Here is a 12,130-nt window from a genome sequence, read left to right on the forward strand (position 1 = left end):
AGAAAGCATGCTTGTTGCAGAGAGACAACAAAAGGTTGTTGACATAGTTAATGAACGGAAGAGTATACGAGTATCAGAGCTTAGCGATATGTTTTCTGTTACTGAGGAAACTATTCGACGCGATCTTGAAAAATTAGAACATGATGGGAAACTGAGTCGCAGCCACGGAGGTGCTGTTAGCGTCAGTACAACAAGCTCGCCGGAAGTTCCTTATTCCGAGCGAGAGATTCTTAATGTTAAAGAAAAGAGGGAAATCGCCAGTGAGGCCGTCAACCAAGTTGTTGCCGGAGATAAAATCATTCTTGATGCGAGTTCAACGGCTTGGTATATGGCCAAGATTATTCCCGATATTCCCTTAACCGTGCTAACGAATTCAATTAAGGTTGCCATTGAATTAAGTTCAAAAACACAGATCACGGTGATTTCAACCGGAGGCATTTTACTCCAGCGATCACTGTCTTATGCTGGTCCCTTAGCCGAAGATTCCTTGAGTGCCTATCATGTTAACAAAGCGTTTATTTCTTCAAAGGGATTCCATTTTGAGCACGGCATCAGTGAATCGAATGAACAACAGGCTCGAATTAAGAAAAAAATGATCAGTATTACAGATGCTGTCTATGCGATGGTCGATCACAGTAAATTTGGAGTGCAAGCATTTACTCATGTTGCTGGTGTTCATCAAATTGATCACATTATTACGGATAGCCATATTGAGGAAAAAACAGTGGACCGGTTAACTGACTTATCGCTTAATGTCATTAAAGTGGAGGAGACGGCTGTTTAAAAATAAGCCGAAAGATGATTATAAAGAGACCATGGCTCGTTGTTGAGCTAATGGTCTCTTTATTTTTTATATTTGCATCTCATAACCATAGAGAGGCAATGATTACGCCATTCTTATCTGTTTGGATTGTACTAAGGATATGTGTAATCATGTGCTTCATCAATCATTAAATTATTTCTTAAGTTGATAAATCCCAAATTTACTAAATAAGCTTGGAAAAAAGTTATTCCGAAAATGAGACATATATTCTTTTTTTAATAAGACGCAATGATTGTAAGCGCTTAATGTTAGAGAAAGAGGGGGAATAACTAATGGTTATTAAGGATGATCTATTTTTAATTTATTATATTCATATTGAATAGATTGTTTAAAACCCCATTAATTATGATGTAGGAGGATTCATCATGAAAAAGTTGATTTTAGTTTCAGTTTTGTGTGGCCTTGGTTACATGATGTATTCAGTCGATCGAATGGTCATGTCCTCATCCGTAGGATTGATTTCCAATGATTTAGGATTAACAAACGGACAGTCAGGATTACTTTTAAGCTCATTTTTTTATGGTTTTATCGCTTTCCTATTTATCGGCGGGATTTTTTCTGACAAATTTAGTAGTAAATGGGTTGTGATTTTTGGTACATTAGTCAATCTCCTTAATCCGAGCCTTATAGAAGACGGCTGTTTCACCCATTAATTACGTTTCTATTTTTATATAACGTTCATTAAATCAATTGACGTCTTCCATATACATTCTAAAGAATTTTTCCTTGCTATCTTGTATGGGGGCAGTTGTCAAACCCCCGATATAGCCAATTTCTTTGTGACCTGTTTTAATAAAATAGTCTAACACTTGACTTGTGATTGTCTTGAAGTCAACCAATACTGCATCACAATGTTCCTCCGGACTTGTATCAACAAAAAAATATTTTTTGAAATCAATTTTAATTTTTTTATCTGTTCGTCATTAAATCTACCAACAGCAATGACCCCATCTATCTCTCCAGTAATATACGGATTCACCGTGACACCCTTTAATTAAGTAAGGAAGTCAGTTAAATAAAGATAGGAGGCTGTTAAATTGTTAAAAACAGGGTTATGCTCAATAACATTCAGGGACTTGTCCGTAGATCAAATCATTGCTTTGACAGTAAAAGCAGGTCTAGATGGCATTGAATGGGGCGGAGACATCCATGTACCTTCTGGAAGTGTTGAGCGTGCATCTGAAGTAGCCAATTTAACCAAACAGGCTGGATTAAGCATTGTGTCTTATGGTTCCTATTACAGAGTAGGTTGTGAGAATGAAACATCTTTTGAGCAGATACTGGAGACGGCGATACATCTTAATGCACCCGCCATACGAGTATGGGCAGGCAACCGTAGTTCGGAAGATGCTGATAAGACTTATTGGCAAACAGTAATATCTGATTCTAGAAAGATTGGTTCTCTAGCTGAAAAAGAGGGGATTGCCATTAATTACGAATATCACGATGATACGCTTACGGATACAAAAGCAAGTGCATATAAATTGATGAAAGCCGTCAATCATCCCAATATAGGAGTTTATTGGCAACCTGCTATTGATCAAGATGTAGAAACGCGTATTGAGAGTATTAAAGAAATTGGTCCATGGTTAACACATGTTCATGTTTTTCAATGGAGTACAAAAGATCGTTTTCCCCTAAGTGAGGGTAAACAAGAGTGGATTCGTTATCTACGTAATCTGGAGAATTCCCGGGATGATCGTTATATGATGTTGGAGTTTGTTAAGGATGACGATCCAAAACAAATGCTAGAAGATGCTGATGTTTTAAAACGTCTTATATCTTCTTAACAGGCCTGCATGAGATCATATCGTTATATTAAAAGATGTTTAAAATTAAATAATATATGGTGTGATGAGAGATGAATTTTGTTCCACACAAGTAAAGCAGTTTCATGGCTGGAGCAGTTAAAGAGTAGTTTGTTAATGTTTAAAAGTTATATATAAAGAAGGGAGAGAGTGAATGTCACCGTTTAATACCTCCTTTAATCTAAGGCACAATCCATTGAGGACAAAAAAAGATTTGCAAGATGCTTTAAAAGACATTTGTGCGCCGTTAGAAAGTTTTTTTAGTGAGGGTCATGCCAAGTTAAACCTTGGAGAAACAGCCGCGCATTATGATAAAGAAGTAGCAGGAATGGAGGCCTTTTCTAGGCCCTTGTGGGGAATAATCCCAGTTATTGCAGGAGGCGGGTCCACCCTCTTAGTGGATAAGTTTATTGAAGGCATTAAAAATGGAACAAATCCCAGCCATAATGAATTTTGGGGCGACATTAATGATTATGATCAACGCATTGTAGAATCAGCGGTTTTTGGTCTAAGTCTTGCGTTAGGAAATTCTCTTGTATGGGAGCATTTGTCTTCTTTTGAGAGAAAAAATTTATACAATTGGTTAAATGCCGTTAATCAAAAAAAACCGGCTGATAATAACTGGCACTTATTTCGAGTTATGGTCAATGTGGGTTTTTATCAGTTGGGACTGGATTATGATAAGGAGACGACTAATCATTCATTAGAGAGAATTGAAGATTTTTATTTGGGAGATGGCTGGTATTCTGATGGATTAACCACGCAAAAGGATTATTATATTTCATTTGCAGTCCATTTTTATTGTCTTGTTTATGCCAGCTATATGGAAAAAGAAGATCCCGTAAGATCCGAAAGGTACAAAAGCAGAGCAGCGGTTTTTGCAAAAGATTTTATTTATTGGTTTTCTAAGGATGGGTCGGCTTTTCCATTTGGAAGGAGTATGACCTATCGTTTTGCACAGGCAGCTTTTTGGAGTGCACTCGCATTTTCAGGAGTAGAGGTGTTTTCATGGGGGGTCATAAAAGGGTTAATTCTTCGGCATTTACGTTGGTGGTTTCAGCAACCGATTTTTTCTCATGAAGACCTTTTAACAATAGGTTACTGTTATCCTAACTTGATAATGTCTGAGAATTATAACGCCCCAGGTTCTCCTTACTGGGCATTAAAAACGTTTTGGGTTCTTGCTTTAGAAAGAGACCATCCATTTTGGAAAGCCGTTGAGGAACCCTTGCCACAATTGGAGGAAATCAAAGTTTTGAGGCATCCACAAATGATCGTGTGCCGAGATTATTTAAACAAACATGTGTATTCATTAACCTCAGGACAATATGATCATTCAGAACACTCACATAGCCCGGAAAAGTATTCAAAATTTGCCTATTCCAATATGTTTGGCTTCAGTATTCCTAAGGAAAATCGTGGACTAAAAAATGGTGCTTATGATTCAATGTTGGCTCTTTCTGAAAAGGACGATGATTATGTTCGAGTGCGAAGCACATGTGAAACAGTGGAGGTTAATGAAACAAATATTTATTCATTATGGAAACCCTGGAACAATGTTATGGTGGAAACTTGGCTTATTCCTTTAGGCCTTTGGCATGTTCGTCTTCATCATATCCAAAATGAACGAGCACTGGATGCTGCGGAAGGCGGATTTGCTATTCCAAAAGAAAAGCCATATACATCGGAGCAAAGTAAAATTGGAATAGTAGCCAATTCTTCTGCTGGGAACAGTGGAATGATTGACATGTTGGAAAATCGCAGGGTAGAAGCTGTCACTTCAGCACCGAACACTAATTTAATGTATGCCAGTGTATCCTCGATTCCAACTCTTATTAAAACGTTAGAAGTTGGGAGTCATTGGATGGCAACCGCTGTTTTAGCTCATACTGAGGATGCTATTTTTCAGGAATATTGGCGTTATCCACCAAGGTTAAAGAGAGATGAATTGGGGCTGCAAATTATATATGATAATGATATTAGATTTACTAAAAAAGTGTAAAAGTTTTCTTGCTCTGGTGTTATTCACTCCGGTACTGTGACAAGAAAAGCATCGGCAGCTTCTAAGATATATTGATCATTCATAACATTTAACTTGAAGGAACCTTATATCGTGTATTGACACACGCAAGTATGCTCGGGTTTTCTTTTAAGACCATCCCAGTCATTATCTGTAGACGTTTTTTCCTCCTATCCAATAATCTCTAATTATAAGGTTGACGATGAATGGCGTCTTTAAGGTAAAACAATTTTTCACTTAAAGAGGGGGAAGGCATGATGCCAAAAATGACGTTTATTGGTGCCGGAAGTACTGTGTTTGCCAAAAATGTTCTAGGTGATTGCATGTTTGTTCCGGCTTTGGAGGGCTTTGAGTTTGCTTTGTTTGATATTGATAACCAACGGCTTAAAGACTCGGAAAATATGTTAAATAATCTAAAAGCCAACTACGGTGCTCAGGTGACAATCACAGCTTACTCTGATCGAAAAGAGGCATTGCGGGATGCGAGGTACGTCATTAATGCTATTCAGGTGGGGGGCTATAAGCCAAGTACGGTAATTGATTTCGAAATTCCTAAAAAATATGGTTTGCGGCAAACAATAGCTGATACTGTAGGCATCGGCGGCATTTTTCGAACGCTTCGAACTCTACCGGTCATGTTTGACTTTGCTAAAGAAATGGAAGAGGTCTGTCCAGATGCGTGGCTGTTAAATTATACGAATCCGATGTCGAGTTTAACGGGGGCGATGCTTCGGTACACAAAAGTCAAGACGGTTGGGTTGTGTCATAGTGTTCAAGTTTGTACGGAATCATTATTCAGGTCATTAAATATGGACCCCGAGGGTGTCCAAGAAAAAATTGCCGGTATTAACCATATGAGTTGGCTGCTCGAAGTCAAAAAAGATGGCAAGGATCTTTATCCGGAAATCAAGCGTCGGGCGAAAGAAAAACAAAAGACACCACATGATGACAAGGTTCGCTTTGAACTGATGGATAAATTCGGTTATTACTTGACGGAATCTTCCGAACATAATGCCGAATATCATCCTTATTTTATAAAAAGTCAATACCCAGAATTGATTGATCAATTCAATATTCCGTTGGATGAGTATCCGCGTCGTTGTGAAAATCAAATCAATGAATGGCAAGCGATGCGTGAAGACATGGTTCATAACACAGAATTAACCCACACCCGATCAAAAGAATATGGTTCACGGATTATTGAAGCGATGGAGACCGATGTTCCGTTCAAATTTGGTGGTAATGTTTCTAATGAAGGTGGCCTGATTAGTAATTTGTCTAGGAAAGCGTGTGTCGAAGTACCGTGCGTAGCTGACCGGAGTGGTATTTCGCCATGTTATATTGGCGATTTACCGGAACAACTGGCAGCCTTAAATAGAACGAACATCAATACACAATTAATGACGATTGAAGCGGCAATCACAGGAAATAAAGACGCTATCTATCAAGCGGCGCTTCTTGATCCGCACACAAACTCAGAACTATCTATAGATGATACAGTGAAATTGTGTGACGACTTAATTGAAACTCATAAAGATTGGTTGCCGGCTTTTGAATAAGCCAGAGTGATCAAAAGCTTATCTCCCGGGCGATGCTCCGGGGTTTATCTATTCTCTGTCGTTACGAAAGGATTGGTAATCATTCATTTGAAGTTGTATATAGATAAAAACATTGTCTAATCCCAGTATCGGATTGACAAATGAGTCATTTTTAGATATTCTTCGTTTAATGATTAAATTATACAAAATATTAAAATTATTATATAGTCTTGGGGCTACAGAAGAAATATCATTTTAATGTAAGCGCTTTATATAAAGAGAGTAAGGAATGGTGTTCGGGTTTCTAAATACTTTGAACCATAGCATGGTAGCTTTAAAACACTTGTTAGCGTCTGAACCATTACTTACCGGTGTTTCCGAAGAAAATATCAGTCATTTATTGGGTGAATAGCTAATAAACATAGGAAACTGCTAAATTATTCCCAATACCTTGTTTAGGTTTTAATGCTACATATTAGGGAGGGTATGCCCATGGCAAATGTTTTGCGAGTGGGATTAATTGGTGCGGGTGGGATTGCCCAAGGCGTCCACGTACCGAATTATCTCAAGTGTGAGGATAAAGTTGAAATTGTAGCCGTATCCGATGTTGTTAAAGCAACTGCTGAGGCATGTGCGGAAAAGTTTTCAATTCCACATGTTTTCGAAGACTATAAGGAAATGTTGGAAGAAATTGAATTAGATGCCGTGAGTATTTGTACGCCGAATAAGTTTCATGAACCAGCGACTTTAGCGGCTCTTAATGCCGGCTGCCATGTCCTATGTGAAAAACCGCCGGCAATGACTGTTGAAGAAGCTGTATCGATGCAACAAGCTGCCAAAAAAGCAGGAAAAAAATTAACGTTTGGTTTCCACTATCGTCATATGCCCGAAGTTGAGACGCTAAAACGATTTGTTGATGCAGGTGAATTGGGTGCCGTTTATGCGGCCAATGTGAGAGCTGTTCGCCGGCGCGGCATCCCGGGTTGGGGTGTGTTTACAAACAAAGAACTCCAAGGGGGCGGCCCTTTGATCGACATTGGCGTGCATATGCTGGATACTGCGCTTTATCTGATGGGTTATCCTCAACCTGAAACAGTGCTAGGCGTCACCTATCAAAAATTGGGCAATCGTAAAGGCGTCGGTTTGCTAGGAGATTGGGACTCGGAAAACTTCTCTGTTGAAGATATGGCACGGGCGATGATTACGTTCAAGAACGGATCTTCAATCTTATTGGAAACAGCGTTTGCGGCTAATGTTGAGGAACACGAGGTTATGAACGTGTCTTTAATGGGTGACAAAGGTGGTGCAGACGTCTTTCCATTGAAAGTTTATCAAGAAAAACATGATACATTGATTGATATTTCACCGTCCTATCTCCCGAAAAAAGGAGGTCATGAGCTGCAAATTGAGCGGTTTGTTGATCATTGCTTAAGTAACCAACAACCGATTAGTACGCCAGAGGAAGGTGTTTATCTACAACAAATTATCAATGCCATCTATGAATCATCGGAATCCGGAAGAGCTGTTACGATTGGAAAGGAAGAAAAAGTATAAACACTGTTTCGCAACTGCATTACCAAGAATAACCCCTAGATTTAATACAATCATTCAAGGAGTGAATGTCGATGAAATTAGGTGTTTTTGCTGTTCTGTTCGGTGATCGCCCACTGGAGGAAGCGCTAGATATCATTGTGAATCAAGGTTTAGAGGCTGTTGAAATTGGGACGGGCGGTTACCCCGGTGATGCCCACTGTAAACCCGAAGCGTTGCTTTCTGATGACAAACAATTGCAAGCTTTTAAGCATACCATTGAAAGACGTGGTTTAGAAATTAGTGCGTTGAGTTGTCACGGCAATCCGCTCCACCCTAATAAGGAAATATCTGATCGTCATCACGAAGAATTTCAAAACACCGTTCTATTAGCTGAAAAATTGGGTGTTGAGACGGTGAATACCTTTTCCGGATGTCCTGGAGAATCCGAATATTCCCGTTTTCCGGTATGGGTCACATGTCCATGGCCTGAGGATCATTCTGAGGTTGTCCGATGGCAATGGGAAGAAAAAGTGATTCCTTATTGGCGTGAACAGAGCCAATTTTTAAGAGAACATGGTGTCCGCGTCGCTATTGAACCGCATCCTGGATTTGTTGTTTATAATACGGAAACGTGTTTACGATTGCGTGATGCATGCGGTGACAATATTGGCTTCAACTTTGATCCAAGTCACTTGTTTTGGCAAAATATGGACCCTATCTTAGGCATTAAAGAATTAGCAAAACATGATGCGTTATATCATTTCCATGCTAAAGATACGAACATTGATGAGCAAAATACAGCAGCAAATGGTGTGCTTGATACCAAGCCGTATAGTGATGAACTTAACCGGTCTTGGATTTTCCGGTCCATTGGTTATGGTCACGGTGAAGAAACATGGCGGAAAATCATTAGTGCTCTGCAGCTAGTTGGCTATGAAGGTGTCGTCAGCATTGAACATGAAGACAGTTTAATGTCGGTTGAAGAAGGTTTTAAAAAAGGGGCAGCCCTTCTACAAAATGCCTTGATTAAGGAAAAGGTTGGTGAAATGTGGTGGGCGTAACGCACAAGGAAGTTCGAATCGGTATGGTAGGCTATCAATTTATGGGAAAGACTCACAGTCATGCATACCGAGATTTGCCTTTCTTTTTTGACACCGATGCTAAGCCTATAATGAAAGCGATTTCCGGACGCGATGAAGCAGCAGTTAAAGCTGCTGCGGAGGATATGGGTTGGGCCTCTTATGAAACGGATTGGCGAACGTTAATTGCCCGTGATGATATCGATGTCATCGATATTGTTACGCCTAATCATACGCATGCCGAGATTGCGATTGCAGCGGCCGAGGCTGGAAAACACATCATAACGGAAAAACCACTAGCATTAACTTTAGAGGAAGCCCGGAGGATGTATGAAGCGGTAAAAAAAGCCAATGTTGTACACATGGTTTCCCATAATTATCGGTTTGCCCCTGCCGTTCAATACGCCAAACAATTGATTGCAGCTGGTCGACTTGGAAAAATCTATCATGTTAGAGCTAATTACTTACAAGATTTTATCATGGATCCTGACTTTCCATTAGTGTGGCGACTTAAAAAAGAAGCTGCCGGTTCTGGGGCGCTCGGTGATATTGGGGCCCATAGCATTGACTTGATCCGCTTTTTAGTCGGTGACATTCAAGAAGTCGTTGGCATGATGGAGACATTTATTAAAGAGCGGCCCCTCGGGGAGATGTCCGGCGGACTTAATGCTCAATCCGATGGGGAACAAACAGGTGAAGTCACTGTTGACGATGCGGCTGCCTTTTTAGCCCGATTTGAAAATGGAGCGTTGGGTACATTTGAAGCCACCCGTTTTGCGGCGGGTAATCGCAACAAAAATAAGTTTGAAATCAACGGTGAAAAAGGTTCACTACGGTGGGATCTTGAAAATATGAACAATCTTGAGGTGTACTTGGCTGATGATGAGCTTGGGCTTCAAGGGTTCAGGACCATTAATTGTACAGAGGAACAGCATCCATATGCTGGTGCCTATTGGCCGCCTGGACATATTATCGGTTATGAACATACGTTTATTCATTTAATCTATGAATTGATGAACGGTATCACAAACGGAACACAGCCTAAGCCTGATTTTGAAGAAGGTGTCAAAAATCAAGCAGTGCTCGAAGCGGTTCAACAATCTCAGACAACCAAACAATGGGTCAAAGTTGATCATGTTGGGGGCGGATAATATTGAAACAAGCGTTGATCTTTCAAGGTGGCTGGGAGGGCCATGAACCTGAGAAGGTTGCTGATATTCTTACCGGTATTCTAAAAGAAGAACACTTTGATGTTAATGTTACGGATACGCTGGAAACGTTGGAAAAGGATGACCTAACGGCGTATGACTTAATAGTACCGAACTGGACACAAGGTAGCATTAAGCGCGAACAGCTTCAGCCACTTTTAGACACGGTTGCATCGGGAACGGGTCTCGCCGGTTTACATGGTGGTTTAGGAGATTCCTTTCGTATGGCAACCGATTATCAGTTTATGGTTGGTGGACAATGGGTCGCTCATCCTGGTAATGATGGCGTGACCTATCAAGTTCATATTAATGATCCTGATCATCCGCTGACGGAAGGAATGGAGGATTTTACTGTAACATCTGAACAATATTATATGCACGTCGATCCCGTTGTTAACGTGCATGCCACAACGCGGTTCCCAGTTGCAGAAGGGCCCCATGCGTCTAATGGGGCCATCGACATACCGGTCGTATGGTCAAAATATTGGGGCAAGGGAAAAGTCTATTACTGCTCATTAGGCCATGTGGCCGATGTCGTAAAAAAACCAGAGGTAATGACGTTAATGCGGAAAGGGATGACATGGGCTGCAAAATAGATTGAGAGTGAATTTATTTGCTGTTTCCGGGTGACTTGAACATTAAAAAATATCTGTTGATTAGGTGTTCTTAACGTTGTTATGGCTTGCTGATGATCAAGCAAGTGGATTCGTAACAGGTATTAGTGTCCCCGTTGATGGGGGGTTTATGGCTTATTCGGGTGTTTAAGTTTGCATGAATAAAAATGCAGACGTTATAGAAGAAAATTTAGAGTACTAAGAAGGCCGAGATACAAGCTGGATAAAACTTTTTCCAGTTTGAACTCGGTCTTTTTTATTGTTGCTGTAAATCAACCTTTAAAAAATTTTCTAATGAAAAAGCGGCCACACCTAAAGCAGTGGAATGAGTTGATAGTTGAGCAAAGTCGACTTGTAGATCTTTCTGATGAAACCACATTGTCTGATTGGTTATTCGTTGTTTAAGCGGTTCCTTAAGCCACTGTTGACACGAAGCGATTCGATTGCCAATGATCACTTGATCAGGGTTGAAAATATTGATGATATTATTAATGCCAACACCTAAGTAATCGCCGATAGTCTCAAACAATTGAATGGTTTGTTTATTGTCATGTTCTGCTAACAACAATAAATGTTCCAGTGTGATTTCTTCCGCATGATGAGGTGGTTGAATCCCGGTCTGCTCTGCATTTGTTATTAAAGCTTGTTCGGATGCATACAATTCCCAGCAGCCTTCATTTCCACAGCGGCACTTAGCCCCACCTACTTCAATGGTCATATGTCCTAGCTCCCCAGAAAAACCGTTGTTGCCTTTAAAGAGATCTCCGTTTAATATTAACCCGGTGCCGATGCCTATCCCTGCGCTGACGTAGACGATATTATTAAAGTCTTTACCTATACCGAATTTTTTTTCACCGTAGGCACCAGCGTTAGCTTCATTGGCAACAACCACAGGAAGGTTGTATTTTTTCTCTAGTACTTTTTGCAGGTCAATATTTTTCCACCCTAGATTTGGCGCTAGCAATACTTCTCCATTGTTACTGACAGAACCAGGGACCCCGATCCCAATACCAACCACTCCGTAAGCGCTGGGCGGGGCTGAGTTAAAGAGACGATCGATCATTTGGAACAGATTACTCTGAATACCTTCATAAGACAAATGATTGAATTTAATCTTCTCTTCGTGGTGAATATTTCCTTGTAAGTCTGTTAATATGCCAAATAAATAATTGACACCCAAATCAATGCCAATGGAATAGCCGGCTAACTGATTGAACAACAGCATGACGGGTCTTCTTCCACCACTTGACTCTCCAGGACCGGATTCATAAATGAGCTGTTCTTCTAATAATTCATTGACTAAAGAGGAAACTGTCCCTTTATTTAAACCCGTCAAATTGGATGTCTCTGCACGTGATATAGGAGAGCGATCTTTAATGGTTTCCAACACTAACGATTTATTCCCTTTCTTAACGACATATTGATTCCAAGTTTGATTCATTGACATTTTCATCTCTTTCTTCCGTTTCTTTAAGTTTATCAGACAAGAACAGTAAAATAAACTTTG

General features: G+C 40.2%; 10 protein-coding genes and 1 pseudogene. 10 read left to right on the forward strand and 1 reads right to left on the reverse strand.

Annotated features, from left to right (window positions below; genetic code table 11):
• Positions 1–7: 7 nt before the first annotated feature.
• The 10 genes and pseudogenes from B9Y89_RS09510 to B9Y89_RS18800 form a co-directional block, all read left to right on the forward strand.
• Positions 8–784, forward strand: coding sequence for a DeoR/GlpR family DNA-binding transcription regulator (locus B9Y89_RS09510; protein WP_085523001.1), 777 nt, complete (start codon positions 8–10; stop codon positions 782–784).
• A 404-nt stretch (positions 785–1,188) separates the two neighbouring features.
• Complete coding sequence (locus B9Y89_RS09515; RefSeq protein WP_085523002.1) at positions 1,189–1,476, forward strand: MFS transporter; 288 nt, start codon at positions 1,189–1,191, stop codon at positions 1,474–1,476.
• Between the two features lie 384 nt (positions 1,477–1,860).
• Positions 1,861–2,613 (forward strand): sugar phosphate isomerase/epimerase family protein, encoded by a 753-nt coding sequence (locus B9Y89_RS09520; protein ID WP_085523003.1) that lies wholly within the window; start codon positions 1,861–1,863, stop codon positions 2,611–2,613.
• 172 nt (positions 2,614–2,785) lie between these two features.
• The gene (locus B9Y89_RS09525; protein ID WP_085523004.1) at positions 2,786–4,633 is read left to right on the forward strand and encodes a DUF2264 domain-containing protein; all 1,848 of its coding nucleotides are present in this window, start codon (positions 2,786–2,788) and stop codon (positions 4,631–4,633) included.
• Positions 4,634–4,908: 275 nt separating this feature from the next.
• Complete coding sequence (locus B9Y89_RS09530; RefSeq protein ID WP_085523005.1) at positions 4,909–6,210, forward strand: alpha-glucosidase/alpha-galactosidase; 1,302 nt, start codon at positions 4,909–4,911, stop codon at positions 6,208–6,210.
• Positions 6,211–6,681: 471 nt separating this feature from the next.
• Positions 6,682–7,743, forward strand: a complete 1,062-nt coding sequence (locus B9Y89_RS09535; RefSeq protein WP_085523006.1) for a Gfo/Idh/MocA family protein — start codon at positions 6,682–6,684, stop codon at positions 7,741–7,743.
• 71 nt (positions 7,744–7,814) lie between these two features.
• The gene (locus B9Y89_RS09540; RefSeq protein WP_085523007.1) at positions 7,815–8,783 is read left to right on the forward strand and encodes a sugar phosphate isomerase/epimerase family protein; all 969 of its coding nucleotides are present in this window, start codon (positions 7,815–7,817) and stop codon (positions 8,781–8,783) included.
• Between the two features lie 23 nt (positions 8,784–8,806).
• Positions 8,807–9,952 (forward strand): Gfo/Idh/MocA family protein, encoded by a 1,146-nt coding sequence (locus B9Y89_RS09545; RefSeq protein ID WP_085524690.1) that lies wholly within the window; start codon positions 8,807–8,809, stop codon positions 9,950–9,952.
• 2 nt (positions 9,953–9,954) lie between these two features.
• Entirely contained in the window at positions 9,955–10,605 is a 651-nt protein-coding gene (locus B9Y89_RS09550) for a ThuA domain-containing protein (RefSeq protein WP_085523008.1), read from the forward strand.
• Positions 10,606–10,678: 73 nt separating this feature from the next.
• Positions 10,679–10,774 (forward strand): annotated as a pseudogene (locus B9Y89_RS18800) (D-mannonate oxidoreductase); the annotation flags it as partial.
• Between the two features lie 105 nt (positions 10,775–10,879).
• On the opposite strand, the gene B9Y89_RS09555 reads toward B9Y89_RS18800, so the two are convergent.
• Positions 10,880–12,070 (reverse strand): ROK family transcriptional regulator, encoded by a 1,191-nt coding sequence (locus B9Y89_RS09555; protein WP_085524691.1) that lies wholly within the window; start codon positions 12,068–12,070, stop codon positions 10,880–10,882.
• Positions 12,071–12,130: the final 60 nt, after the last annotated feature.

Source organism: Tuberibacillus sp. Marseille-P3662, assembly GCF_900178005.1.
Lineage (GTDB): Bacteria > Bacillota > Bacilli > Bacillales > Sporolactobacillaceae > Marseille-P3662.